Annotated in this window: 25 protein-coding genes; 16 read left to right on the plus strand and 9 right to left on the minus strand. The window is 68.2% G+C overall.

Annotated features, from left to right (window positions below; genetic code table 11):
* Positions 1-13 precede the first annotated feature (13 nt).
* A complete protein-coding gene (locus NY1_RS04955) occupies positions 14-478 on the minus strand; it encodes a hypothetical protein (RefSeq protein WP_157762042.1) in 465 nt (154 codons plus the stop codon).
* Positions 479-731: 253 nt separating this feature from the next.
* Here NY1_RS04955 and NY1_RS04960 point away from each other — a divergent pair, with 253 nt between their 5' ends.
* The 3 genes from NY1_RS04960 (at position 732) to NY1_RS04970 (ending at position 4,180) form a co-directional block, all read left to right on the plus strand.
* Positions 732-1,574, plus strand: a complete 843-nt coding sequence (locus NY1_RS04960) for a DUF11 domain-containing protein (RefSeq protein WP_067708931.1) — start codon at positions 732-734, stop codon at positions 1,572-1,574.
* Positions 1,575-1,746: 172 nt separating this feature from the next.
* Positions 1,747-3,300, plus strand: a complete 1,554-nt coding sequence (locus tag NY1_RS04965; protein ID WP_067708932.1) for a succinic semialdehyde dehydrogenase — start codon at positions 1,747-1,749, stop codon at positions 3,298-3,300.
* A 58-nt stretch (positions 3,301-3,358) separates the two neighbouring features.
* Positions 3,359-4,180 carry a class I SAM-dependent methyltransferase gene (locus NY1_RS04970; RefSeq protein WP_067709189.1) on the plus strand — a complete coding sequence of 274 codons (822 nt, stop codon included), beginning with the start codon at positions 3,359-3,361 and terminating at the stop codon, positions 4,178-4,180.
* 49 nt (positions 4,181-4,229) lie between these two features.
* Here NY1_RS04970 and NY1_RS04975 read toward each other — a convergent pair whose 3' ends face one another.
* The 3 genes from NY1_RS04975 to NY1_RS04985 form a co-directional block, all read right to left on the minus strand.
* Positions 4,230-4,637, minus strand: coding sequence for a DUF779 domain-containing protein (locus tag NY1_RS04975; RefSeq protein ID WP_067708934.1), 408 nt, complete (start codon positions 4,635-4,637; stop codon positions 4,230-4,232).
* A 1-nt stretch (position 4,638) separates the two neighbouring features.
* A complete protein-coding gene (adh, locus tag NY1_RS04980) occupies positions 4,639-6,156 on the minus strand; it encodes an aldehyde dehydrogenase (protein WP_067708936.1) in 1,518 nt (505 codons plus the stop codon).
* Positions 6,157-6,302: 146 nt separating this feature from the next.
* Positions 6,303-7,538, minus strand: a complete 1,236-nt coding sequence (locus NY1_RS04985; RefSeq protein WP_067708938.1) for a sigma-54-dependent transcriptional regulator family protein — start codon at positions 7,536-7,538, stop codon at positions 6,303-6,305.
* Positions 7,539-7,719: 181 nt separating this feature from the next.
* On the opposite strand from NY1_RS04985, the gene NY1_RS04990 reads away from it, so the two are divergent.
* From NY1_RS04990 to NY1_RS05000, 3 genes are all read left to right on the plus strand, one after another.
* Entirely contained in the window at positions 7,720-8,601 is an 882-nt protein-coding gene (locus NY1_RS04990) for a TIGR03621 family F420-dependent LLM class oxidoreductase (protein ID WP_067708940.1), read from the plus strand.
* Between the two features lie 79 nt (positions 8,602-8,680).
* The gene (locus NY1_RS04995; protein WP_233434210.1) at positions 8,681-9,244 is read left to right on the plus strand and encodes a hypothetical protein; all 564 of its coding nucleotides are present in this window, start codon (positions 8,681-8,683) and stop codon (positions 9,242-9,244) included.
* A gap of 11 nt (positions 9,245-9,255) precedes the next feature.
* A complete protein-coding gene (locus tag NY1_RS05000; RefSeq protein WP_067708942.1) occupies positions 9,256-9,954 on the plus strand; it encodes a hypothetical protein in 699 nt (232 codons plus the stop codon).
* On the opposite strand, the gene NY1_RS05005 is transcribed toward NY1_RS05000, so the two are convergent.
* Both NY1_RS05005 and NY1_RS05010 read right to left on the minus strand, forming a co-directional pair.
* Entirely contained in the window at positions 9,915-10,361 is a 447-nt protein-coding gene (locus NY1_RS05005) for a nuclear transport factor 2 family protein (protein ID WP_067708944.1), read from the minus strand. The genes NY1_RS05000 and NY1_RS05005 overlap by 40 nt on opposite strands.
* Positions 10,362-10,481: 120 nt before the next feature.
* The gene (locus tag NY1_RS05010; RefSeq protein ID WP_067708946.1) at positions 10,482-11,180 is read right to left on the minus strand and encodes a DUF3592 domain-containing protein; all 699 of its coding nucleotides are present in this window, start codon (positions 11,178-11,180) and stop codon (positions 10,482-10,484) included.
* Between the two features lie 237 nt (positions 11,181-11,417).
* Between NY1_RS05010 and NY1_RS05015 the strand changes: the two genes are divergently transcribed.
* The 4 genes from NY1_RS05015 to NY1_RS05030 all read left to right on the plus strand — a co-directional run bounded on the left by NY1_RS05015 (position 11,418) and on the right by NY1_RS05030 (position 15,321).
* Complete coding sequence (locus NY1_RS05015) at positions 11,418-12,584, plus strand: polyprenyl synthetase family protein (RefSeq protein ID WP_084534661.1); 1,167 nt, start codon at positions 11,418-11,420, stop codon at positions 12,582-12,584.
* A 125-nt stretch (positions 12,585-12,709) separates the two neighbouring features.
* Positions 12,710-13,930 (plus strand): AI-2E family transporter, encoded by a 1,221-nt coding sequence (locus NY1_RS05020; protein WP_439955994.1) that lies wholly within the window; start codon positions 12,710-12,712, stop codon positions 13,928-13,930.
* 185 nt (positions 13,931-14,115) lie between these two features.
* The gene (locus tag NY1_RS05025; RefSeq protein WP_067708949.1) at positions 14,116-14,853 is read left to right on the plus strand and encodes a glutamine amidotransferase; all 738 of its coding nucleotides are present in this window, start codon (positions 14,116-14,118) and stop codon (positions 14,851-14,853) included.
* A 102-nt stretch (positions 14,854-14,955) separates the two neighbouring features.
* Complete coding sequence (locus NY1_RS05030) at positions 14,956-15,321, plus strand: hypothetical protein (RefSeq protein WP_067708951.1); 366 nt, start codon at positions 14,956-14,958, stop codon at positions 15,319-15,321.
* Here the strand turns inward: NY1_RS05030 and NY1_RS05035 are convergent.
* Complete coding sequence (locus tag NY1_RS05035; protein WP_067708953.1) at positions 15,318-15,569, minus strand: hypothetical protein; 252 nt, start codon at positions 15,567-15,569, stop codon at positions 15,318-15,320. The genes NY1_RS05030 and NY1_RS05035 overlap by 4 nt on opposite strands.
* A gap of 240 nt (positions 15,570-15,809) precedes the next feature.
* On the opposite strand from NY1_RS05035, the gene NY1_RS05040 reads away from it, so the two are divergent.
* Genes NY1_RS05040 through NY1_RS05050 form a run of 3 tightly spaced genes read left to right on the plus strand, consistent with a single transcriptional unit; the run spans position 15,810 to position 18,482 of the window.
* Positions 15,810-16,784, plus strand: coding sequence for a 4Fe-4S binding protein (locus tag NY1_RS05040; RefSeq protein WP_067708954.1), 975 nt, complete (start codon positions 15,810-15,812; stop codon positions 16,782-16,784).
* A complete protein-coding gene (locus NY1_RS05045) occupies positions 16,781-17,902 on the plus strand; it encodes a 4Fe-4S binding protein (protein WP_067708955.1) in 1,122 nt (373 codons plus the stop codon). The genes NY1_RS05040 and NY1_RS05045 overlap by 4 nt, the downstream gene beginning before the upstream one ends.
* Positions 17,886-18,482 carry a cupin domain-containing protein gene (locus tag NY1_RS05050; RefSeq protein WP_067708957.1) on the plus strand — a complete coding sequence of 199 codons (597 nt, stop codon included), beginning with the start codon at positions 17,886-17,888 and terminating at the stop codon, positions 18,480-18,482. The genes NY1_RS05045 and NY1_RS05050 overlap by 17 nt, the downstream gene beginning before the upstream one ends.
* 19 nt (positions 18,483-18,501) lie before the next feature.
* Here NY1_RS05050 and NY1_RS05055 read toward each other — a convergent pair whose 3' ends face one another.
* Together NY1_RS05055 and NY1_RS05060 are read right to left on the minus strand one after the other, a co-directional pair.
* Positions 18,502-20,214, minus strand: coding sequence for an ABC transporter ATP-binding protein (locus NY1_RS05055; protein ID WP_067708959.1), 1,713 nt, complete (start codon positions 20,212-20,214; stop codon positions 18,502-18,504).
* Positions 20,211-21,968 (minus strand): ABC transporter ATP-binding protein, encoded by a 1,758-nt coding sequence (locus NY1_RS05060; protein ID WP_067708961.1) that lies wholly within the window; start codon positions 21,966-21,968, stop codon positions 20,211-20,213. The genes NY1_RS05055 and NY1_RS05060 overlap by 4 nt, the downstream gene beginning before the upstream one ends.
* 62 nt (positions 21,969-22,030) lie before the next feature.
* Here NY1_RS05060 and NY1_RS05065 point away from each other — a divergent pair, with 62 nt between their 5' ends.
* From NY1_RS05065 to NY1_RS05075, 3 genes are all read left to right on the plus strand, one after another.
* Positions 22,031-22,804, plus strand: coding sequence for a helix-turn-helix transcriptional regulator (locus NY1_RS05065; protein WP_067708962.1), 774 nt, complete (start codon positions 22,031-22,033; stop codon positions 22,802-22,804).
* 209 nt (positions 22,805-23,013) lie between these two features.
* Positions 23,014-24,015, plus strand: coding sequence for a papain-like cysteine protease family protein (locus NY1_RS05070; protein WP_084534662.1), 1,002 nt, complete (start codon positions 23,014-23,016; stop codon positions 24,013-24,015).
* Positions 24,016-24,025: 10 nt separating this feature from the next.
* Positions 24,026-24,595 (plus strand): hypothetical protein, encoded by a 570-nt coding sequence (locus NY1_RS05075; RefSeq protein WP_067708965.1) that lies wholly within the window; start codon positions 24,026-24,028, stop codon positions 24,593-24,595.
* Position 24,596: the final 1 nt, after the last annotated feature.

Consider the following 24,596-nt stretch of genomic DNA (forward strand, 5'->3'; position numbering starts at 1 on the left):
GGCTTTCCGGGTTTCAGCTGGCCGACATGGCCGAACCGTACCGGGCGAAGGTGTGTCCCTTGCTGGTGCAGGAGAAACTGCCGTGGAATCCCACGGCGCACTTCGCGCCGGCGTGCTCCACCCACGGTCCCCACGTATCACTGCCCGTCGCCACCTGATCGATGCTCGGGTTGCCGCCGGCCATGGTGTAGGCGCCGGGGGCGAAACCCGGGTGTCCCGGGGCCCAGGGGACGTCGATGACGATCTGGGTGACCTGGAACGGGAGCGGGATATCGACCTGGCCGACCCTCATCGTCAGCCAAGCCGAAGCGGCGAGATCGCAGCCGACGGTGCCGTCGGATGCGATGGAGCAGCTGAAGGTGCCGGCCCGGAAATACAGTGGCGCCGGATCTTCGGCCTGGGCCGTGCCCGCGAGCGGGACGGTGACCAGAGCTGCGGTCGCGAGGAGAGCCGCGACCCGATACGTGAAGCTGCGCATGAAGAACAATCCCTTCCGAACGGTGAACTCGATGGTTGCTATTCGGTGGTACTGCTGCGGGATTCTTCGTCAGCCACGCGCGGGGAGTTACAGATCAATTTTTGAAACGGGCAAACCGGTCGGATGCTGGGCCGTTAGTCGTTCATTGGTGGATGCAGAGTCGGTCCGCCGAACCTGGGTGCAGCAGAGAGCAAGGGTGATCGGAACCGCACACAGCGCGGGGGCGATCAACCGACCAGGAAGGTGAAAGACAATGACCAGTGCCCCCAAGCCCGCGCTGAAACGGGCCGTGATGGTCGCCTCGACGTTCGCGCTCGCGGCCGCCGGGCTCCAGTTCGGGACCGCTCCGGCCTACGCCGTGGCGACCCCCACCACCAAGTACGAGTGCAAGGACGTGCAGACGCCCGGCAGCCTGTTCCCCGGCGACGAGGTCGCCTGCACGCTGACCGTCAGCACCACCGGCAACGACTCGTTCACCAATGTGATTGCGGAGCTGACGGTTCCGCAGAGCACCACCTACCAGTCCGGCGGCAACCTGCAGGGCAAGAAGGTGCAGTTCACCCTCGGCGAGGTGACCAAGACCAAGAGCGCCTCGGCCACCATGACCGTGATGGTCGACAGCAAGACCGCCGCCAATACCGCCATCTCCAGCGAGGCGGAGGTCAAGGGCTTCGCCCCGAACGGCGCGTTCCAGTCGAACGCCTCGTCCAACACCCTGACCACCACCCTGCCGGTCGGCGGCGCCACCGGGCAGCTGGTCGCCAAGCAGGACACCGCGTCGGTGAACACCAACGGCCAGGCCGAGACCCCGATCGCCGATCTGGTCGACGCCCCGGCCGGCGTGACGCCGAAGATCGAACTGGTCACCAGCACCGAACCCAAGAAGGACTACGTCGCCTTCTCGATCGCCGCCGACGGCAAGTCGATCTCCTGGAGCGCGAAGTGCATCGCGGCCACCACCGAGACCCAGGCCTTCACCGTCAAGATCTCGGCCAACGGCCTGACCCCGGTCGAGTCGAAGGTGACGGTGCAGATCGGCAACAACGTGGTCAACCGGGGCCTGCTGCCCACCGACCCGTGCGTGCTGAAGCCCTGATATCCAACTCGAACAGCGCATTCGGCGCGGCTCCCCACCGGAGCCGCGCCGAATCGACATTTCCGGCCCGAAACCCGACCCGACCGGCCCGAGTTCGGTAGTCGGCATCCAGGGCCCGCCCGCCGGGGTAGATTGTGTGTACCGGCAAGTTACTTGTAAGTAGGAGGCGACGATGCCCGTCCCGGCACCCGCGGTGTTCGAACGTCTGCGGACCTTCGCGGCGGTGGATACCACCCAGGACCGCGAGAATCGAGCGATCACCGAGGTTTTCACCGGACAGACCCTGGGCACCGTGCCGGTCGGCACCGCCGCGGACGTCGCCGAGGCCATGGCCAAAGCCCGTGCGGCGCAGGTGGAATGGGCGGCGCGCACGCCGAAGGCGCGGGCCGAGGTGTTCGAGCGGTATCGCGAGCTGGTGGTCGAGAACCGCGAATACCTGATGGACATCGTGCAGGCCGAGACCGGCAAGGCGCGCTGGGCGGCCCAGGAAGAGATCATGGGGCTGATGTTCGCGGCCCGCTATTTCGCCCGCGTCGCACCGCAATTGCTGACCTCGCACAGTGTGCCCGGCGCGTTCCCGGTGCTCAATCGCGCGGCCGTGCGGCATGTGCCCAAGGGCGTGGTCGGGGTGATCGCGCCCTGGAACTACCCGATGCTGCTCTCGATCGGCGATTCCATCCCGGCGCTGCTCGCCGGTAACGGCGTGGTCGTGAAACCGGACAGCCAGACGCCGTATTCGTCGCTGGCCAATGCCGAACTGCTCGCCCGCGCCGGGCTGCCGCGCGATCTGTTCGCGGTGGTGACCGGACCCGGCACCGTGGTCGGCACCGCCATCGTGGACTCCTGCGACTACCTGATGTTCACCGGTTCCTCCGAGACCGGCCGCACCCTGGCCGAACAGTGTGGGCGGCGGCTGATCGGGTTCTCCGCCGAGCTCGGCGGCAAGAACCCGATGATCGTCACCAAGGGCGCGAAGCTCGACAAGGCCGCCAAGGCCGCGGTGCGCGCGTGCTTCTCCAATGCCGGGCAGCTGTGCATCTCCATCGAGCGGCTCTACGTGGAGCAGTCGGTGGCCGCCGAATTCACCGACCTGTTCGTGGCCGCGGTCAAGGAAGCGAAACTCGGTGTGGCCTACGACTTCTCGGCCGATATGGGCTCGCTGATCTCCAATGCCCAGCTGGAGACGGTCACCAAGCATGTCGCCGACGCGGTCTCCAAGGGCGCGAAGGTGCTCACCGGCGGCAATGCCCGCCCGGATCTGGGTCCGCTGTTCTACGAGCCCACCGTGCTCGCCGACGTCACCGACGAGATGGAGTGCGGCCGCAACGAGACCTTCGGCCCGCTGGTCTCCATCTACCCGGTGGCCGATGTGGAAGAGGCCATCGCCCGCGCCAACGACACCGCCTACGGCCTGAACGCCAGCGTCTGGGCGGAGAGCAAGTCCGCGGGCGAGCGCATCGCCGAACGCCTGCACGCCGGAACCGTCTGCGTCGACGAGGGTTACGCGCCCGCCTGGGGCACCACCGGCGCACCCATGGGCGGCATGGGGATCTCCGGCGTGGGCCGCCGGCACGGTCCCGACGGGCTGCTCAAGTTCACCGAACCGCAGACCGTCGTGGTCACCCGGTTCCTGAATCTCGATCCGCCGCCGCTGCTTTCGCAGGAGAAGTGGCAGCCGCTGCTGATGACGCTGGCGCGCGGCATCCGCTTCCTGCCGGGTCGCTAGGGCACGCTGCCGGCCGCCCCGGCCCTGCGTAGGCTGGGGCCGGTCGAAAGGAATGCCGATGCCGGACAACCCGCTGGCCGCGCCCACGCCCTGGGACGATATCGCCGACGGCTACGACGATGTGATGACCGACCTGATGCGGCCGTTCGCGGTCGAGGCGCTGCGGCTGGCCGCGCCGGCGCGCAATACCAAGATCATCGACGTCGCCACCGGCCCGGGCACCCTGGCCCTGCTCGCCGCGCCGATGGTGCGCGAGGTCGTCGCGGTCGATTTCTCCGAGGCCATGATCCGGCGGCTGCGGCACGCCATCATGCGGGCGGGGACGACCAACCTGCTGACCGGGGTCGGCGACGGACAGGAATTGCGTTACGCCTCGGGGCGTTTCGACGTCGCGTTCTCCATCTTCGGCCTGATGTTCTTCCCCGATCGCGCCCGCGGCTTCGCCGAACTGCGCCGGGTGCTGCGGCCCGGCGGGCTGGCGGTGGTGTCGAGCTGGGCGCCGGTCGCCGATTCGCCGCTGATGACGCTGCTGTACGAGGCGGTGCACGCCGGGAATCCGGAATTCGCGGTGCCGCAACCGAATCCGCTCACCCTGGAGAATCCGGAGGTGTTCGAGCGGGAGCTGCGGGCAGCCGGTTTCACCGAGGTAACCGTGCGCCCGCACACCGAATCCTTCGCCTATGTGTCGGCCCGGCAGTTGTGGGACAAGCTCACCCGGGGGAGCGCGCCCATGCACATGGCTCGCAGCACCACCGATCCGGCGGTCTGGAAAGCCCAGGAGCAGGCCATGATCGACCACCTCGAGGCGCATTACACCCCGGGCGAAGCGCTGTCCACGACGGCGTGGCTGGGCACGGGCGTCGCCCCGAAAGCGGAGTAGGGGCGCGGTGGTGCGGCCGGCCCGGAGAAACCGGCCGCACCACCGCTTCTCATCCGGTCAAGTCGATGCCTCTGGGCGGAGCGGGAGCCGCTTCCAACACCGCCGTCTCGGTATCGGTGAATAGTCTCGACCGGATGATGAATCGGACGCCTTCCGGCGCTTCGAGGGAGAATCCGCCGCCTCTGCCGGGAACGACATCGACGGTGAGGTGGGTGTGCCGCCAGTATTCGTATTGGTCGGCGCTCATCCAGAACGCGGTGTCCGGGAAGACGCGGCCCAGTAGTACGTCGGCCGCACCGACGCGGAACTCGCCCAGCGGGTAGCACATCGGGGAGCTGCCGTCACAGCAGCCGCCGGATTGGTGGAACATCACCGGGCCGTGGTGGGAGATGAGCCCTTGCAACACGTCGGCGGCCGCCTCGGTGATGCTCACCCTGGACACGGAACCCGTCTTCATATCAGAAGAACCCCAGCTTCTTCGGTGCGTACGAGACCAAGAGGTTCTTGGTCTGCTGATAGTGGTCCAGCATCATCTTGTGCGTCTCGCGGCCGATGCCGGACTTCTTGTAACCGCCGAACGCGGCGTGTGCGGGATAGGCGTGGAAGCAATTCGTCCACACCCGACCGGCTTTGATGGCGCGCCCGACCCGATAGGCGGTGCTGCCGTCCCGCGACCAGACGCCCGCGCCGAGCCCATAGAGGGTGTCGTTGGCGATGGTGATCGCTTCGGCTTCGCTGTCGAACCGGGTCACCGCGACCACCGGTCCGAAGATCTCCTCCTGGAAGATCCGCATATCGTTGCGGCCCTCGAAGATGGTCGGCTCGATATAGAACCCGTTGGGGTAGCCCTCGACCTTGCGCATCTCGCCGCCGGTGAGCACCCGCGCGCCCTCTTTGCGGCCGATATCGATGTAGGACAGGATCTTCTCGTACTGATCGTTGCTGGCCTGTGCGCCGATCATGGTCGAATCGTCGAGCGGGTTACCGCCCTTGATGGCCTTGGTGCGTTCGATACAGCGTGCCAGGAACTCGTCATAGATGGACGAATGGATCAGCGCCCGCGACGGGCAGGTGCACACCTCGCCCTGGTTGAGCGCGAACATGACGAACCCTTCGACCGCCTTGTCCAGGAAGTCGTCGTCGGCCGCGGCCACATCGGGGAAGAAGATATTGGGCGATTTGCCGCCCAGCTCCAGGGTGACCGGGATGATGTTCTCGCTCGCGTACTGCATGATGAGCCGCCCGGTGGTGGTCTCACCGGTGAAGGCGATCTTGGCCACCCGCGGGCTGGACGCCAGCGGCTTGCCCGCTTCCACGCCGAATCCGTTGACCACGTTGAGAACTCCGGGCGGCAGCAGATCGGCGATGAGCTCGACGACCAGCAGCAGTGAGGCCGGGGTCTGTTCAGCGGGCTTGATGACGACGCAGTTGCCGGCGGCCAGCGCGGGCGCCAGTTTCCAGGCCGCCATCAGGATGGGGAAGTTCCACGGAATGATCTGCCCGACCACGCCGAGCGGTTCGTGGAAGTGGTAGGCGACGGTGTCCGCGTCGATCTCCGAGAGCGAACCCTCTTGTGCGCGAACGGCTCCCGCGTAGTAGCGGAAATGGTCGACCGCCAGCGGCAGATCCGCGGCGAGGGTCTCGCGGACGGGCTTGCCGTTCTCCCAGGTCTCGGCGACCGCCAGCCGCTCCAGGTTCTCCTCGATCCGGTCGGCGATCTTGTTCAGGATATTGGCACGTTCGGTCACCGACGTGGCACCCCAGGTCGCCGTGGCCCGGTGCGCGGCCTCGAGCGCCATATCGATATCGGCCGCCCCGGAACGCGCCACCTCGCAGAAGGTTTCACCGTCGATGGGCGAGGGATTGTCGAAGTAACGGCCTTCTATCGGGGCTTTCCAGTCGCCGCCGATGAAGTTGTCGTAGCGGCGGCTATAGGCGACGATGCTGCCGTCGGCGCCCGGTTTTGCATAGATCATGGCGCGGCTCCTGATCGCAATGCTGCGGTGACGGGGGTCACTATGAACCGGTGTGGTTGGCGGCAGGTTGCCGCTGGGTTGGTGAAAAGTAGGCAGGTCACTGCAACCCGGTTGGCGCCGCGTCGGCGTCCGGAAAGCGTTGCGGCTCAGCCTTTAGTAGCGGTGTGCAGGCGCGCGGCGGCCAGGGCGCGGCGGCTGTCGCCGGGCGGCAGCAGCAGCATGGCGTGCTCGTGGATCTCGATATCGTCGGGGCAGCGCTGGCCGAAGCGCAGGGCGTGCTCGGGATTGCGGTCGGCCAGCACGGCGGTGCGCAGGCAGACGTCGAGATGCTCGCGCCATTGCACGATGCCCGGGATATCGGAATCCGGTAGCAGCGGACCGCGATACAGGCGCACGGCGGTGGTGAGATCACCGGCTTCCAGCGCGGCCAGCAGTTCCACCGCATCGCAGCCGATGGGCTCGGTGAGCATGTAGCGGCGGTCGGCGATCTGGCCGTCGGTGGCCTGGCGCAGGCGCGAGACGTCGGCCTTCAGGGTGCTCGCCGCGACGGATCGGTCGCCGTAGACGGCCTCGCGCAGGCGTTCCGCGGTGAAGCCCTCGGGTTCGAGCGCCAGCAGGGTGAGGATCTCCAGCTGGCGCGGGCGCATGGCGACCGGTTTCCCCGCCTTGTACAGGTGCGGGCGGCCCAGGCACTCCAGACGGGTGCGGGGCGCGGGGCGCGACTGTTCCACGTGCACACGGGATTCGATGGCGGTGACCAGCGCGCGCACGGTGGTGAGGATCAGCGGATGCGCGCGGTCCCAATACGTCGACAGATCCAGCACGCCCAGTTGCCGGCCGTCGGCGGCGCGGATCGGCGCACAGTAGCAGACCCAGCCGTGCAGGGCCTCCACCAGATGCTCTGCGGCCCAGACGGATCCGGGGCGACCGGTGTGCAGGGACATGGAGACGCCGGTGGTGCCCATGTACGGTTCGTCCCAGCAGCCGCCGGGGGCGAGGTTGACGGTTTCGGCCCGGCGGCGCACCGACCGGTCGCCGCAGCTGAAGAGCACGGTGCCGACCTCGTCGGTGACCACCGCGATCATGCCCGCGTCCTCGGTGATGGCGCGCAGCTCGCCCGCCAGTTCGGTGACCGGGGTGCGCAGCGGCGATTCGGCCCAGCGCGAACCCAATTCGTCGCGATCGGTGGCCGGGGCGACGGCGCGGGCGGGATCGACCGTGCGTAGCGAACGTTCCCAGGACTCCACCACTTCGTGGCGCAGCGTGGGCACGGCATCGAGCTGGCGGGGGCGACCGGTCGCCTTGCCCATCCCGGTGGCCCAGCGCGCCCACGCCTTCTCCAGCTCGGCACGATGCTCCGAGCGAGCGGGCACCTGCGTCATCGCACAATCTCCTCGCGGGCAGCCGGACTTGCGATACCCCATGATGGCGCGTGCCCCCATCGCGTGCAGCCCAATTCCGGGCACTGCGCGCGTTAATTCCGCCGAGTTCGCTTCGCAGTGTTCGCCGAGTCTGCGTTCGCGCAGCCCGCGGGCGGCGAATCAGGCTGGTAGACAGGAATCCATGGTGCTTCCCTTCCGCTTCGGCGTTAACCTCACCGTCCCCGGCTCGCGGGCCGCCTGGATCGAGAAATGCCGCCGCGCCGAGGAACTCGGCTACGACGTCATCGGCGTGCCGGACCATCTCAACCTGCCGGCGCCGTTTCCCGCGCTCATGCTGGCGGCGTCGGTGACCGAGCGGCCGCGCTTGAACACGTTCGTGCTCAATACTCCTTTCTATAATCCGGTGCTGCTGGCGCGGGACGTGGCGGGACTGGATCAGCTGACCGACGGCCGGGTGGAGCTCGGGCTGGGTGCGGGCTACGTGCAAGCCGAATTCGATGCCGCGGGAATCCCGTTCCCGTCCGCGGGGGAGCGGGTCCGGCATCTGGAACACACCATCGGCACCCTCCGCGAGCTGTTCACGAACCCCGAATACCAGCCGGCCCCCGCGCAACCGGGCGGTCCGCCCCTGCTCATCGCGGGCTGGGGTGAACGGGTGCTGCGCCTGGCCGCCGAGCGCGCCGACATCATCGCCTTCACCGGTGGGCACGCCGCCGACAGCGGGCACATCAGCCTCGCCGATTCCGCCACCACCGCCAAGAAGACCGACTACGTGCGCGAACTGCTCGGCGCGCGCGGCGACCGGGTCGAATTGAACCTGCTGATCCAGGCCGTGGTGGAACCGGAGGACCGCGACGCGGCGCTGGAACGCCTCACCACCCACCTGCCCTTCGGCCTCGCCGACGATCCCGCCGATATTCCGACCCTGCTCATCGGCCGCCTCGACGAGATGGCCGCCGCCCTGCAGCAGCGCCGGGATCGCTTCGGCTTCAACTACTTCAGCGTCCTCGAGCACAATATGGAACGGTTCGCGCCGCTCATTCCGCTGCTGCGCGGCGAATAGCAGGCGCTCCCGGCACGTTTGACGATCTTCCAGCGAGGCATTGCGTCGGCAGAACGACGAACTCGGCTAGGAGGAACGGATGTCGGGCGCTTTGTGGACGGTGATCGTCATTGTGGTGATCATCGCGATTCTGGCGGTGGTCGCGCTGGCGCTGCTGCCGCGCATGCGGAGCCGCAGGTTGCGGGACCGGTTCGGACCGGAATACGACCGGACCGTGGCGGAGGCACAGAACCGGAAGGTCGCCGAACGCGAGCTGACCGAGCGGGAGAAGCGGCACGAGCAGCTCGAGCTGCGCGAGCTCACCGAGGACGAGAAGCGGCGCTACGGACTGCAATTCGCGCAGGTGCAGGAGCAGTTCATCGACGATCCGGCCGGTGCGCTCGGCGCGGCGGATCAGCTGCTGACCCGGGTGATGGGTGAGCGCGGCTATCCGACCGGCAGCTACGACCAGCAGGTGGCGGATCTGTCGGTGACGCACGCGCGGCCGCTCGAGGAGTACCGGACCGCGCACGAGATCGCGGGCCGGGCCGGGCGCGGTGAGGCGTCGACCGAGGATATGCGCTCGGCGATCGTCTCCTATCGCGCGCTGTTCGTGGATCTGCTGGACGGCCGCGACGCCGGGCAGCCCGCACATCGGAAGTAGAGGACGGAATCATGAAGATCAGCAGGGACCGCCGCAATCAGCCCGAACCCGAGGCGGGACAGGCGCAACCGGAGGTGGACGCGCGGCTGCGCGCGGACGACGCTCCCGACCGGCAGGTGATGCGGCCCGGGCAGGAGATGCCGGCGGGCGAGCCGGATCAGACGCGGGCACGACGGGACGCGGAGACCGGTGAGCTGCGGCCGACGCCGGGTGATCCGCAGGCGGGACAGCATGGATTCACCGAACCGCAGCGGCACGGCGGGACCCCTCCACCGCACGAGGGGATGCCCGGAGAGCTGGGCCGCGGCGGGTCGCCGGGCGGCGCTCAGGTCGCGCCCGATCCCGGCGGCGAGCGGGCGGATAACCCGGTCGCGCAATCGAATCCGCACTCCGGCACGGGACATCCCGGCGGGAACGGCGGCGAGCGGGTGCTCGCGGAAGCCGATCTGGGTCGCCTGCGCGACGAATGGCGCGAGGTGCAGACCATGTTCGTCGACGACCCGCGCGATGCGGTGACCCGGGCGAACGGTCTGGTCGAAGGCACCATCCAGCAGCTGACCGAGACCTACGCGCAGCGCCGGCAGGCGCTCGAGAACCGGTGGGCGCGTGCGGAACACGACGACACCGAGGAACTGCGCCAGGCGCTGCGCGGGTACCGGCAGCTGTTCGATCAGTTGCTCGACACCGCGGGCGCGGCCACGAACATGTAGCTCTTCTCCTCGACCCGCTGTTTGATCCGCCACCGTCCGTCCAGCCGCACGAAGGTGTCGTGGTACCACAGGCCGCACAGCATGAGCTGGGTGTGCCCGTCGGAACCGGCCACGAGCATCGGGTTGTGGCACATGGTGCGGGCGGTGGCGTGGTCGCCGTCCACCCGGACCGAGGAATTGGCCAGCAGGTGCTGGAACGCCGAGAAGTGCGGCATCACGCCCGCCAGGAACTTCTTGGTCGATTCCAGATCCCCGGCGGGCCCGCCCATGGCGGTGTAGTCGATATGCGCGTCGGGGGTGAAGATCTCGTCCAGCAGGTCCCACTGGTGGGTGTCCACCGCGTGCGAGTACCGGACCATGAGGTCCTCGATTTCGAAACGGTCCGAGATCTCCTGCAGGGACAGCATGATGCCTCCGTGGTGCGAAAACGTGTGCTGGGTCGGAGCGCCAGCGTACGGAAGTCCTGCGGCTGATCTTGTGTTTTCCCAAAGATCCCGGGATGCAATGCATCTCGTCCAGACCGGTCGTCAGTGTTCGTGCGGTTCCGGTTGCAGGGCAAGGCGATTGCGGGTGGGGTTCGCCGGGTCGTACAGGACCCGGACCGGGTGGCCGGTGGCGAGCAGAGGGGTGGGGTCGGTGTCGAGGGGGTCGCTGTCGGCGGTGTAGGTGCGGCCGGTGGGTTTGTCGACCCAGTACACGTTCACGCTGAAGCGGGTCGGCCGGCCGGTGCTGGAGTCGCGGGCGGTGATCTGAACGCGGGCGTGCTGGGCCGGAATCCAGATCTCGCGGCCGTTGCCGTCCAGCCACGCGCCCAGCTGGCGGCGGGCGCGGGCGCTGCGATAACCCCAGCCGGCGGCGGCCGCGAAGAGCAATCCGAAACCGCCGATGAACACCGAAGGTGAATAGACCGTGGTGAAGTCGGCCAGGCGGGCGTGCGCGGGGTCGGCGGGATCGTAGGCCACGGGGACGCGATCACCGGTGCGGTAGTGGTGCAGCACGGTGCTCACCGTGGTGCGGGTGGTGTACTGCTTGCCGTCGGCCGCGGTGTATTCGACGATGCGCGCGCTGCCCTGGGAGTCCGCGGTGACGATGCCGTCCACCCGTTCGGTGCCGGCCAGCCCGCGCACATTCACCGCGGCCCACACCAATGCGGCTGCGACGAGCGCGATTCCGAGCGCCACACCGAACAGTGCGCCCCGCGTTCCCGACATCACCTGTCCGGACATACCTCCAGGATCGCGCATAGCGGGAGAACATGCTGATAGATCAGCCAAACGTCCGGATCGTCGCTATTGCCCGGTTCACCGACCCGAGACCCGTTCGCACCGGCCGTTGCCGAACCGAGATCCGTGCTCCGGCCCGGGAACTCCGCCCCAGGTGGGAGGATGGGCTTCCACGCATGGCCGCCCACGTTTCCCCGACGGGTGGCAGCGGCGGCCGTGTCCGAGCGAGCGGGGCCGAACATGCGATTGCCGAAATCAGCCGAAACCATTGCGGGACAGCATCCCGACGGCAAACGGCGCTGGGGACGATCCCGTCCGGTCGTGGCCGCCCGCACCGAAACCTGCCAGCGCACAGGCGAACCCGGAAAGCCCTCGCCCGACGCCCGGGACCACGGTCTCGGCGATCGGGCCGCGCGCCGCCAATTGGCCCGCGCGCGAACCGCCATCGATCCGGTGCTGCGCGCGGCGGTGAACTCCCTGGCCGAACCCCTGGACCTGATGGCGGGTTACCACTTCGGCTGGTGCGACGAACACGGCGCGGAAACCACCGGCACACAAGGCAAAGCATTGCGGCCGGCGCTGACCTTCGCCGCCGCGGCGGCCTGCGGCGGGACGGTCGAATCGGCCCGGCACGCCGCGGCCGCCGTCGAACTGCTGCACAACTTCTCGCTGGTCCACGACGACGTCATGGACACCGATCCGATGCGCCACGGCCGTCCGACCGTCTGGCGGATCTGGGGCGAGACCAATGCCACCCTGCTGGGCGACGCGCTGCAGGCGCTCGCGCTGGGCGTCCTGTCCGACGGTGTTCCCGACGAGGTCTGCGGCGAGGCCGTGATCCGGCTGGCCCGCGCCACCCTCACCCTGTGCCGGGGCCAGTACGAGGACTGCGCATTCGAAACCCGCGCCACCGTGACCCAGGACGAATACCTGAACATGGCGGCCGGGAAAACCGGTGCGCTGCTGGGCTGCGCCTGTGCGCTCGGCGCCCTGTGCGCGGGCGCCGACCACGCCGTGGTTTCCGCCCTGCACACCTTCGGCTGCCAGCTCGGCCTGGTGTTCCAGCTCGTCGACGACGCCATCGATATCTGGGGCGATCCGGCGGTGACCGGAAAGCCCGCCCACAGCGACCTGATTCATCGCAAGCAGTCCTTCCCGGTGGTGTGCGCGCTCGCCTCCGGCACCGGGGCGGGACGTGAGCTGGCACGCATGTACCAGTCACGTCAGCCGATGACCCCGGCCCGGGCGGCCCGCGCGGCGGATCTGGTCGAGGCGGCCGGTGGGCGGCAACGCACCCTGGTCCGCGCCGCCGCCGCGCTCGACACCGCGCTGGCCGCCTTACCGCCCGAACCGCAGGCCGGGGATCTCGTCGCGCTGGCGCACCTGGTGGCCTATCGCGATCGCTGAATCACCGATCGCGTCGCGGGACTCCCACCGGTTTGTGGCCGCCGCGACCGGCTACTGCCTGAGCAGGCACAACGACGCGGCTCCGAGGGCTGCCCCGGCGACGCGCTGCGAGCACGACCGGCTCCGTGCCCGAGCCGGCACGGAGAGGATCGACGGTGAACGCGACGGGTGACGAGCACGCGGGCGCCCCGGGGCATCAGGACGTCATCGCGCAACCGCATACCCGCGCCGAGGGCGAGCCCATTCTGGAGGCGGAAGCCGAAGCGGCGCAGGCCCGTTCGTCCCGGCATCCGCTGGGCCGGCCGGGACGCAAGTTCGACCGGCGGTCCCCGTTCATGATCGGCGTGATGGGCGCGGCGGGGGTGGCCACCACCTATGCGCTGATCCAGGCGGTGCTGGCGGCCGGGCAGGTGCTGACGCTGATCGGGATCGCGCTGTTCCTGGCGATCGGGCTGGAACCGGCGGTGTCCTGGCTGGTGCGGCCGTGGTTTCCGCGCTGGGCGGCGGTCACCACGGTGTTCCTGGTCATGGTGGGACTGTTGGCGGGCTTCCTGGCGGCCGCGATCACGCCGCTGGTCACCCAGGGGCGCGGCCTGCTGCACCACGCACCGGACACGGTGGCGCACCTGGGCGAGCGGTATCCCCTGGTGGCGGAACTGAATACCCGGTTTCAGCTGCAGGATCGGGTGCAGCGCACGCTGACCCAGAATTCGAGCGATGTGGCCGGCGGGGTGCTGAACGCGGGCCGCACGGTGTTCAGCCTGCTCACCTCGACGGTGATCGTGCTGGTGCTCACCGTCTATTTCATGGCGAACTTCCCCCGCATCCGGGCCTCGGTCTATCGTCTGTTCCCGCGCGAGCGGCGACCGCGCGCCATCCTGCTCGGCGACGCCATCTTCGCCAAAGTCGGCGGCTACATCCTCGGCAATGTGCTCATCTCGCTGATCACCGCCGTGCTGACGTTCTGCTGGCTGTACTCGTTCCACGTGCCGTATCCGCTGATTCTGGCGGTGCTGGTGGCGGTGCTGGATCTGATTCCCGCCGTCGGTTCGACGCTGGCCGGGATCATCGTCGCCCTTGTCGCACTGACGGTTTCGCTGCCGGTGGCCATCGCGACGGTGGTGTTCTTCATCGTGCTGCGCATGGTCGAGGACTATCTGCTGGTGCCGCGCATCATCGGGCGCACGGTGCAGGTGCCCGCGGTGATCACGGTGGTGGCGGTATTGCTCGGCGGGGCGCTGCTCGGCATCACGGGCGCGCTGCTGGCGATTCCGGTGGCGGCGGCGCTGCTGGTGCTACTGCGTGAGACGGTGTTCCCGTCGCTGGACGAGGAACGGGAGGAATGAGCCGGATTGCGAGACTTCCGAGAGTGTCGCGGAGGAGGAGATTTTAGTGTAACCGCCGGTTACAGATAACTCGAACTTCCCCGCGGTGAAGATTTCTGCACGCAGCATAGCAGGCCGCCCGCATCGGCTCACCCGGGCGGGCGATATTCGAGAGAGACCGGTCGGAAACGCTGACAATGTGTGCCATGGCCAAGCGCTGTCTACTGCTGCAGTTACGCCCGGAGCAAGCGGCCTCGGATCAGGAATACGAGGCGATCCTCGAGGCCGGTGGGTTGCGGGCCGCGCAGGTGACGCGGATCGAGATGAATCACGAACTGCCCGATCTCGACCTCGACGAGTTCTGGGGCGTGATCGTCGGCGGCGGGCCGAGCAATGTCAGCAATCCCGAGGACAAGAAGTATCCGTATCAGCTGTTGTTCGAGCCCAAGTTGAAGAAGGTGCTGGTCGAGGTGGTGCGGCGGGATCTGCCGTATCTCGGGGCGTGCTACGGGCTGAGCATTCTGGCCGAGGTGCTCGGCGGGCGGGTCAGCGAGGAGCGGTTCGCGGAGTCGGCGGGGCCGCTGACCATCGAGCTCACGGCGCAGGCGCGGGAGGATCCGCTCACCCGCGACCTGCCCGCCGCGTTCCGCGCGTTCGCCGGGCATAAGGAGGCCTGTCAAGAGGTGCCGCCGGGGGCCGTGCTGCTGGCCAGTTCGCGCGAGTGCCCGGTGCAGATGATCCGGGTCGGCGAGAACGTCTACGCGACCCAGTTCCATCCCGAGCTGGACGGTCACGGCCTGGCGCTGCGCATCGAAATCTACCGGGACCAAGGATATTTCGATCCGAGCGAGGCCGAGCAGCTGACCGCGATCGGCCATCGGGAGGTCATCGTCGCACCGCAGCGCATCCTGCGCGGGTTCGTGGAGCGGTACCGCGCCGAATAGGCCCGAAAACGAGTACGCGACTACTCGTGTGCGCGGCGAACGATCGCAGCAGGCTGGGAATCCGGAATACCCGCAGGAATTCCACGGACCTAGGAACGCAGCATGAGCACCATCGATGCAGGCGTATCGCACCGCTTCCCCGAACCCGGCGTCTACCGGGTCATCGTCCGGCGCGGCGATTTCGCGACGCGGATCGAATACCTCACCGTGGACGCCGAATCGGACGTCCTCCGCTACGACTTCGACCTGGCCGGAGCACCCGGCCCCACCCTGATCGCGGATTGCTCGCTCGGTACGCCGCCTGCTGTGATCGCACCGGAGGGCTACGTGCACTTCCACGCTTCCGCCGGCAGCGGCTACGGCGCCACGGTCACCGACACCGAGAACCGGGTCGTCTTCGACAGCTCCTGTCTCACCGCCGGTGACCTGGTCTCGATATCACTCGGCGAGGCGCAACGCCGGTTCTAGACGCCGGGTGCGGCGTCCGGCTCGTCCCAGGCGAACAGGCGCCAGGTGGGCAGGCCGGGCGGCAAGTTTTCGGCATCCGGGTCGATCGGTTCGATCTCGACGCGGTAGTCGGGATTCCATTGACGCAGGGCGGGGGCGAAGCGGGCGATGATGTCGGCGGGGGCCGTGTAGCTGGCGGTGAGATGCTTTGGGCCCGAACCGAAATCGATGTGAACCACGAAACGTCTGGGCAGCTTTGCGGCATTCATGCCGGCTCCCGGCGGCAAGGAACCATTCGATACACCCTTCGGGTAGGTCGCTAGTCCATTGCGGCACGAGGCTACCCGCGATCTTGTCAGCAAACAACCGGTGAACCGGTGCGTCCCGCTGCCACTTTCGCTGGGCTGCATCGATAATGAATGTCGGTGCTGGCTCGTGCGGCCGATTCCTGCTTCCACACCGATGAATTCCGGTGGCGCGCGGAGTCTGTATCCGCAGGAGGTAGTGGCATGTCCGAAATATTGGATGCGGCCGAGTTACGGCAGGTCTGTCTGGAGGCGGGGGCCGAGGACGTCGGGTTCGTGGCGCTGGAGACCCCGGGCCTCGAGGGCGAGGTCGAGTATGTGCGCGAGGCGCTTCCGAGTACCCGGTCGCTGATCGCGGTGTGCGTGCGGGTGACGCGGGAGAATTTCCGGAGCCGGGCGGCGAGCAGCGTGAACACCGAAATCGATACGGCCATACCGGTGCTGGATCGGATCGGGCACCGGATCAGCCTGGCGTTGCAGGATCGGGGCTATCGCGCGCTGTATCCGTCGGTGACGTTCCCGGTGGAGGTGCAGCGGCTGCCCAGCCGGGGCTGGACGGTTTCGCACAAGCCGGTCGCGGTGGCGGCGGGGTTGGGGCATATGGGGATTCACCGCTGCGTGATCCATCCGCGGTTCGGCAGCTTCATCGGGCTGGGCACGGTGCTCACCGATGCGGTGATCGCGCCGTACAACCGGCCCATCGAATGGAATCCGTGCCTGGGCTGCTATTTGTGCGTGGCGGCCTGCCCGGTGGGGGCCATTCACAATGACGGCAGTTTCGACTTCAACAGTTGCTACACGCATACCTACAACCAGTTCGTGAACAATTTCGCCGACTGGGCCGAAACCATGGCCGACAGCGCCGATGCCGGCGACTACGCCGAGCGCATGAGCCCGCGCGAGACGACGATGCAGTCGCGGCGGCAGTATCGATCGGGGTATTGCGTGGCGGTGTGCCCGGCCGGATCGGAGGTGATCGGACCGTATCTGGCCGATCGCAAGGGGCATCTGCAGCAGGTGCTGCGGCCGTTGCAGAGCAAACCGGAGAACATCTACGTGAGCGCCGGCTCCAATGCGGAAACCCATGTGCGCAAGCGGTTCAAGGCCAAGATCGTGCGGCAGGTGGACAGCGGGATCATGCCGCCCGACGATGTCGACGCGGCCCCGGAGGCGTTGTGAACGACGAGGCGCGGCGCTGGAATCGGCTGCATGTGCCGGTGGTGCGGGGGACGAAGGAGCAGCCGCATCCGACGGTGGCGGCGGCGCTCGCACAGCAGGCGGGGCAATCCACCGGCGAACCCGGGTCGCTCGAGGCCGGGTGGCTGCGGGAGCTGTGCCTCTCCGCCGGGCTCGACGATGTCGGATTCGCGGATCTGGCGACACCGGGACTGGAAGGGGAAAGGGATTACGTCCTGGAAGCTTTGCCGGGCACTCGCACGTTGATCGGGTTCTGCCTGCGCACCAGTCGCGACAATCTGCAGAGCCGGTCGATCAGCGCGAGCAATCGGGACGTGGCGACCACGCAGGAGCTGGCGCACGAGGCGGCCCGGCACATCTGCCTGGAATTGCAGCGGCACGGGGTGCGGGCGATGTATCCGGCCGCGGGGTTCCCGGCCGAGATTCACCGGTTCCCCAATCGCAGCTGGGTGGTGTCGCACAAGCTGGTGGCGGTCGCGGCCGGACTGGGCCAGATGGGTTTGCACCGCAATGTGATTCACCCTCGGTTCGGCACCTTCATCGTGCTCGGCACCATCCTCGTCGATCATGCGGTGACCGAGTACTCGACGCCGGTCGCCTCGAATCCGTGCATCGATTGCGGGCTGTGCGTGACCACCTGCCCGGTCGGGGCCATCCACGCCGACGGCGGCTTCGACTTCGACGCCTGCTACACCCACAACAATCACCACGAACTGTCGAACTTCGCGGGCTGGGTCGAAGACGTGGTGGACAGCGCGGACGCCGCCGACTACCGGCGGCGGGTGACGCCGAGCGAAACCCTCGCGGTGTGGCAGAGCCTGTCGTTCTCACCGCAGTACCGGGCCGGGTATTGCGTGGCGGTGTGCCCGGCCGGCACCGATGTGCTGGGCCGCTACCTCGACGATCCCGAGACCCATGCCCGCGAGATCGTGGCGCCGCTGATGCGCAAACCGGAGTACGTGTACGTCGACGCGGGTTCCGATGCCGAGAAGCACGTGGTGAATCGGTTCCCGCACAAGACGATCCGGCACGCGCGCCGGGTGGAGGTGCCGGAGCCGGAGATCGATCCCAGACCGGAGCGTCATGCCGACCCGCGCTGAACTCCGGCGGGATCTGCCGATCTTCGAGATCTACGCCGGGGCGAACGGCGCGCGAGTGGAACTGCATCCGTGGTTCTTCGTCGAAGGCAGGCAGTACCTGGGATTGACGCGGGTACTGCCGCCCGGAACCGGGAAGGGACCGGCGCACATTCACCTCGGAACGACACAGCATTCGTTCCTGCTCGACGGCGACAGCGCCCGTTATCGGTGCGGACACAAGGGCGGCCGGCTGACGAAAGACGAGGTGCTGACCGTCGAGCCCGGTGCGCCGCATATCGATCCGTACAACGACACCGACCGGCCCATCGTCGTGCGCACGCTCTACACGCCGGGACCGGTCTGGCTGATGTCGTTCGGCAAGACGCTGGGCCAGGCCATCCGAGACGGAAAGGTCAACGCACAACAGGAACTGCGGCTACTACATCTGCTGATGATGCTGGGCACGACCGGTTCGGTGACCTACGCGGCGACGCTCCCGATCACCGTGCAACAGCGAGTACTGCTGCCCTTGGCGGGCCGCCTCGCCCGGCGGCGGGGATACGCCCCCGCCGCCGGGTTACGCGCCCACATCTTCCGATGAGGTCGTTCGGGAGTACGGGTCACAGGTCCGCTGGGGCCAGGGACAGATTCCAGAACTCGGCGTAGCGGCCGTCTTGGTGCAGCAGTTGCTCGTGCGTGCCCGATTCCACCAATCGCCCGCGATCGAGGAAGAGGACCTGGTCGGCATTGCGGACGGTGCGCATGCGATGGGCGATCATGACGACGGTGCGGCCGGTCAGCAGGCGTTCGAGGCCCGCGTCGGCCGCGGCCTCGTTGATCGGGTCCAGGGCCGAGGTGACCTCGTCGAGCAGCACGATCGGGGCGTCCTTCAGGAGTGCGCGGGCGATCGAAACACGTTGGCGTTCACCGCCGGAGAGCCGGGCGCCGCCTTCGCCGACCTTGGTGGACCAGCCGTCGGGGAGCCGGTCGACGACCTCGTCCAGGCGGGCGGCGGCCGCGGCGGCCCGTACCTGGGCCGCGGTGGCGCCGGGATTGCCCAGGCGGACATTGTCTTCGATGGTGCCGTCGAAGAGGTATACGTCCTGGAAGACGACGGCGATGCTGGAGATCAGGTCCTCGGTGCTCATGGCGCGGACGTCCACGCCGCCGATGCGCACCGACCCCGCGTGCACGTCGTGGAACCGCGCGAGCAGTTGCAGCACCGTGGTTTTACCCGCGCCCGACGGGCCGACGATGGCGAGCCGCCGGCCTTGCGGCACCGACAGCGACAGACCGTCGATGACCGTGCGCTCGCCGTGGCGGAAGGTGACAGCGTCGAATTCCAGGTCGTGGCGTTGCGGCCGTACTGGTTCCGCAGGCTCCGGGAGCGGCTCGGTGTGCAGCAGCGTTTCGAGTCGCGTCAGAACGGCGCGGGCGGCACGCAGCTGCCCACCCATTCCGGCCAGTGACAGCAGTGGGTCGGCGCAGCGGGCGGCCAGCACCAGGATCGCCAGAACCGCTGCCGCACCGATGCTTCCGTCCAGGACCAGGTAGGCGGCCAGGACCAGGAGAGCGGTGAACGCGGTTTGCACGGTCAGGGTCAGGCCGAGGATGCCGGGCAGCGCCGAGAGGGCGGAGCGGCGCGAGGCGCGTTCCAGGTCGCTCAGTGCGTCATCGAGCAGGCCGAAGCGTTCGGTGGTGCGCCCGCCTGCCCGCAGCACCGGTTGGGCTTGCAGGTATTCGATGACCCGGCCGGTGGCTTCATGGGTGCGTTCGGCTCCGGCGGCATCGGCGGCCGCGGTGGAGCGCCCGGTGTAGATCTGAACGATCACCACGAGCGGCACCGCCAGCAGGGCGGCCAGACCCAGCCTCCAATCGACGGCCAGCATGACGGCCACGATGGTCAGCGGTGTCACCGTGGCCGCGATGAACGGGGCCAGTAGGTGGGCGATGACGCTCATCGCCTCCAGCACACCGCGACTGGCGAGCACGGCCACCTCACCGGTCCGGCCGGTGCTGTACCAGCCCAGCGGGAGGCGGGAAAGGTGGTCGCCGAGGCGGTGATACATGCCGCGCAGCAGCGTGGTGCCGACCCGGAAACCGGACAGGTCGCTGCGATAGCGCAGCACGGCGAACCCCGCGACGGCCAGTCCGAACGCGATGAGCCAGGGCCGTGCGTCGGCGGGGCGGTCACCGAACAGGGCGCGCAGCAGGGGAATCAGCAGGGCATACGACAGGCCCTCCGCGACAGCGGTCACCGTCATCAGGGCCACAGTGCGGCGGACCGGGGGCGCGTAATCCGGGCCCAGTACACGAAGCAGCGTGCGGATCATCGGAGTTCTCCTTGCAGTGCGCCGGAACGGATTTCGTCGGCGCCGGCTCGATGCGAGTGCCAGAATTCGGCGAACCTGCCGCCGCGGGCCAATAGTTCGGCGGGGGCGCCCTGTTCGGCGATGACGCCGTCGTCCAGGACCGCCACGGTGTCGGCGTCGGCGATGGTTTCCAGGCGGTGGGCGATGACGAGGATGGTGCGGCTGCCCGCGAGCGTCGCCAGCATGCGGCGCACGGCCTGCTCGGTGTGCGGGTCGGCGAAGGCGGTCGCCTCGTCGAGCACCAGCACCGGTGTGTCGGCGAGCAGGGCGCGGGCCAGCGAAAGGCGTTGCGCCTCACCGCCGGACAGTCCGGCGTCCACTCCGATCACCGAGTCGTAGCCGCGGGGGAGTTCGAGGATGCGCTCGTGGATGCCGGCCAGGCGGGCGGCGCGGACCACCGCTTCGGGATCGGCGTGCGGGACGGCGAGGGCGATATTGTCCGCGATGGACGCGCGGAGCAGGCGCACGTCCTGGAAGACGAAGGAGACCGTGCGGTAGAGCTCGCGGCTGTCGAGTTCGCGCAGATCGACGCCGCCCAGCCGGATCGAGCCGTGGGTGGGGTCGAAGAAGCGCGGAAGCAATTGGACGAGGGTGGATTTGCCGCCGCCGGACGGGCCGACCAGGGCGGTGAGCGTGCCGGGTTCGAGTACCAGATCGACGCCGCGCAGGACCTCGTGTTCGGTGTCGTAGCCGAAGCGCACGCCACGCAATTCCACTCGATGCCCCTGTGGCGCAAGGGGATGCGCGGGTTCGGGCAGGGACGGTTCGTCCAGGACGTCCCGGATGCGACCTAACGCCCGGTTCGCGGCCTGTATGTCGTCGAACCCGTGGCCCAGGGCGGCCACCGGTGCGGTCAGTCCCAGCCCCAGCAGCAGGAACGGCAGCAGATCGACCGGGGTCAGCGATCCGTTGACGATCAGAACCGACCCGCCGGTGAGCACCACCAGCAGCACGAACGGTGGCGACAACACCAGTTGCATACCCGCCGCGATCGGCGCCAGCCCGCGCACCCAGCGGTAGAAGGTGGCCACGAAATCGTCCACCGCCGTGCGGAAAGCGTGATGGGCGCGCCCGGCGCCGCCGAACACCTTGACCACCGCGATGCCCTGCACGAACTCCACGACCGCGCCGGCGACCCGGTCCATACCGGCGTCGAAGCCTTCCTGTTCGCGCAGGCGGGGCGGGGTCATCATGAGTGGGACCAGGGCCACGGCCAGCACCACCGGGATCAAGGTGATCAGGGTGAGCCGCCAGTCGATGCCGAACAGGTAGATCAGCGACAGCAGCGGCACCACGAACGCGGAGATCAGCTCGCCGGGGGTGTGCGCGATGAACGGGTGCACTGCGCTCACGTCGTCGCCGACCAATCGGGTCAGCTCACCGGTCCGGCGACGCGCGAACCAGCCCAGCGGAACCTGGCCCAGCCGTGCGGCCAGCTTGCGGCGCAACGACAATTGCACCCGGCCGTCCAGCAGGTGACCGATGCCCGAGGACGCGGCCGTGAACAGCAGGCGCACCAGCAATCCGGCCGCACCCGCCAGCACCACCAGCCAGACCTGAGCGTGATCGATCGGGCCGGGCGACAGCAGCACCCGGCCCAGTTCGGCCACCGCCAGCAGCGGAGCCAAACCCGCTACCGCGCCTATCAGTTGGAACAACACCACCGCGGCGAACCCGCCCGCATAGGGGCGCACCACCTCGGAAACACCTCGCATGACTTCCTCCGGACTTCGCGGCGACCGCCGTGGTCCGGCCGCGTACCGATACCCTGGCAAGCGTGGGCACCGACGCGCTTTCGGAAATCTGCGGTCCGGCACGGACACCGGTGGCGTGGGTGCGGCCCGGCCATATCGGATATATCGGCCCGGATCTGGGCGTCGACCCGCACGCGCCCTCGGTCGGCATGCTCAGCGTCGGTTTGGCAGCGCCGCTGATCGTGCACACCGCACACGGGCCGATAAGCACCGGGAGTTCGTTCGCGCCCGCCCGGACGACCCAGCGCGCCGTGGCCACCAGCGGGTGGATTCTGACGCTGTTCATCGATCCCTCGGGTGCGCCCGGCGCGGCCATCGGGGGCGAGATGACCGCTGCCGCCGGACGTTTCGGTCTCGGCCATCGGCGGGAGCGGGAATTGATCGAGCTATGCCAGGCGCCGGTGGTGGATCCGGATCTGATCTACGAACGAGCGGTCGCGGGTGCGGGTGTCGTCGCCGATCCGCGTATCGAACGTATCGCCGCCGGGATTCGGGACGATCCGGCGCGCACCTTCCGCGCCGAGCAGGTGGCCGCCAATCTCGGGTTGTCGACCACGCATTTCCTGCGATTGTTCACCCAGCAGTGTGGCACCACGTTTCGCGGCTATCAGCGCTGGAATCGGATGGTGCACACGGTGCGCGGGGCGGTGGCCGGGCATGATCTGACGCGCTCGGCCATGGACGCGGGGTTCGCCACGCCATCGCATTTCAGTGAGACCTTTCGCGGCATGATCGGATTGCCCGCGACGCGGATCCTGCGCGCGGGCATCCGATTCGACCTCGGGGCGCCCGCATAGCTTGTCTCGATCACCAAATCGGTTGCACACCAACCGGTTTCGCTTGTTTGCCAACTTCTAATGCGTGTCCGGTTCGGGACCAAAGACCCTTTTCGGGTGGGAGCGGGTGCGTTGCACTGGACGCATCCCACCGGCATGGACGAAATCAATACCAGTGCAAGGGGATCCGAGCCGGGTAAGGGGATAAGCCGGACGGAAGAAGGCGCATCATGCCATTGTCAGCAGCCGACCTCGCGAGCTTGGGGGAGACGCCGATCACCATACGGTCGACGGCCTTCGCGAATGTGTTCATCCGAATGGATGGGACGGGGGTGACCAGCGCGACCGACGCCGGGGGCGGGCGGGTCAATTGTCAGTACACGGCGGGGTCGTACGAGAAGTTCCGGGTCCGGGCGCAGAGCGACGGGTCGTATGCGTTCGAGTCGGTGGCGTTTCCGAAGGTGTTTCTCCGGCTGGACGGGAGCGGGGTGACCTCGCAGACCGAGGCGGGAGGTGGAAACGTCAACTGCCAGTACGGGTCCGGGGGAGTCGGGCCGTACGAGAAGTTCCATCTCAGTCCGCAGCCGGACGGGTCGTTCTCGTTCGAATCCATTGGGTTTCCGAAGGTGTATCTGCGGTTGAACGGCAGCGGGGTGACCGCGTACAGCGCCGGCGGCGGCGGGATCGTCAACGCGCAGTTCGCGGCCGAGGGCGGGATTCACGAGAAGTTCGTGCTCGCGCTCGCCGATCAGCGGCTCGACTTCCAGATGCAGCATCAGCAGCAGACGCAATGGTGCTGGGCCGCGACCTCGACCAGCGTGGCGGCCTACTTCAACGCGGCGACGCCGTGGACGCAGTGCACCGTCGTCAATGCCGAAGTGGGGCGCAACGACTGCTGCGGCGGGGCGGCCTCGACGGCGCCGTGCAATCAGCCGTGGTGGCTGGATCGCGCGCTGACCCGCGTCGGGCACTTCAACCAGATGACGACGCCGTTGACCACCGTGCAATTGGCCGCCGAGCTGAATCAGTCCACGCCGGTCGGGGCGCGGGTCGGGTGGTCCGGCGGTGGCGGGCACTTCATGGTTTTGCGGGGCCGATTCACCTCCGGCGCAACCGAATACGTCAGCGTCGCCGATCCCTGGTACGGGGACTCGGACGTCACCGACGACGCCTTCCGCAACCGCTACCAGGGCACCGGGACCTGGACCCATTCCTACAAGACCAAGCGCTGAGGAGCACGCCATGCCATTGCAACTGCCCGAACCGCCCGCCGAGGTACCCGAGAAGGTCAAGGGGCGGCTGCACGCCTTCGCCGACGGGGGCAAGTTCTCCACCAAAGCTTTGAAGAGCGCGCGCAAGGAGCAGCTCGCGCTGACCACGCCGCACGAGGTCTTCACGATGGGGCTCGATGATCTCGCCGCCGAGGCGGGGCTCGAGCACGCCCGGTCGGTGGGCTGGCGGTATCTCGTCAGCGACGGGAATCAGGTCATCGCCAGTGCCGAGACGGCGCCCGCGGCCGATGGGACGCAGGAGGTTTCGCAGTTCACCGAGGGGCCGTTCGTGCTCGGCACCGACAAGGCCGTCAAGGTCGTCCGCAAGCTGCCGCAATTGGAGAAGAAGGGGTACGAGCTGCGGCTGCTGCGCATCCCCGCGCTCTATGTGATGGCGTTGTGGCTGCACTCGCCGGGCGATGATCTGCTGGTGCCGCTCGAGCCGTCGCCGATCGGCAAGGAAGGCAAGCCCGTTCCCACGGGGGACTTCCTCGCCGAATTGGGCGAGCTGGCGCGGAATACGGTGACGCCGCCGGCGTGAG

Source organism: Nocardia yamanashiensis NBRC 100130, assembly GCF_001613325.1.
In the GTDB taxonomy this organism is placed as follows: domain Bacteria; phylum Actinomycetota; class Actinomycetes; order Mycobacteriales; family Mycobacteriaceae; genus Nocardia; species Nocardia yamanashiensis.